Source organism: Vibrio sp. 1F263 (assembly GCF_041439035.1).
Lineage (GTDB): Bacteria > Pseudomonadota > Gammaproteobacteria > Enterobacterales > Vibrionaceae > Vibrio > Vibrio tasmaniensis_A.
The window spans coordinates 1-1,161 of record NZ_JBGONI010000133.1 but is presented as its reverse complement, the minus strand read 5'-3'; the positions used below and the strand labels follow the sequence as shown (position 1 = coordinate 1,161).

Below are 1,161 nucleotides of genomic sequence, written 5' to 3'. Positions count from 1 at the left end.
TTGTGGATGATGACGGTAGACCGGTCGACCCCATGATGGAAGCGCTCGATAATATTACGGCGTTGTTTGCCACCATCGCGTCACCCTACGTCCCACTGACGGCGTTTCAACAAAGCGTCTTAGGCGATGCGATAGTGACGGCATGGGAGCGTAAAGGTAATCAAGCCTTGGTGGATGATGTCAGAGACGCCTTGATTGAGATTGCTGGAGAAGAAAGCGACCGACGCATCAAAGACATTGCGGTGCAACTGAAAAAGTTCTGCACCGACGGCATGTACAAAGATGTGTTCAACAAGCCCTCCATGCTCGACCCCAGTGTGGAAATCACCACGCTGGAGCTGGATGGGTTTCCGCCTGCTGTGCTCAGACCCGTGATTTTTGCGTTGATGGTGTCGATTAACCAGCAGATGTACCTGGCTGGCTCTCGCTCTACCCCAAAGCTGTGCATCATTGAAGAAGCCTGGAGCCTCCTCTCTGGGGCAAACGAGCAAGCGAGGGAGTTCATCAACACCGGTTATCGCACCGCCCGTAAGTTCGGCGGCGCTTTTTGTACAGTGACTCAAGGGATTGAAGACTTCTTTAGCAACGAGGAAGCCAAAGCCTGCTACAACAACTCCGATATCCACATCATTCTTCGTCAAGGGGAAGGGTTTGATGAGTATCTGATCCAAAACCCGGATGCCTTCTCACCGTTTGAGCAGCGCCTCATTAAAAGTTTCGCTCCGTCTGCCGAAGCGGGATACAGCAGTGCGCGCATCAAAGCGGGTGGCCATGTCACCTATCACCGCTTTTTCGCCTCTCCGGTGAAACGCGCCATGTTCTCAACCGAGCCTAAGGAGTTTGAGTATTGTGAAAATCTTTATAAACAAGGCCACTCACTGGAGCGCGCCATTGAGCAAACCTCTAGGCACTTTTATGGCAAAGACATTGACGCCTTTAATCAAGCCATTGGGGCGAGCGCTTAAATCCCCCCTTTTTCTTTTGGTCGCTGGACTGGCAACGACAAATGCCGCTGGAAAGAACTTGGGCCAAGTGGCCCCTATCTTCCCCATCGGTGAGATTGACATGCTGGAGTGGATTGACCAAAGACTGAAAGGGTTTGAGGCCAGTGGTCAATTAGCGGACATGCAAAACGAGTTCACGGAGCGCGCCAAGCAAAGC

2 pseudogenes are annotated in these 1,161 nt (G+C 52.2%); both read left to right on the top strand.

The features are described from left to right. A pseudogene (locus ACED25_RS23490) lies at positions 1-965 on the top strand (type IV secretion system protein TraC); the annotation flags it as partial. Continuing rightward, positions 916-1,161 (top strand): annotated as a pseudogene (locus tag ACED25_RS23485) (type-F conjugative transfer system protein TraW); the annotation flags it as partial. The pseudogenes ACED25_RS23490 and ACED25_RS23485, both read left to right, overlap by 50 nt.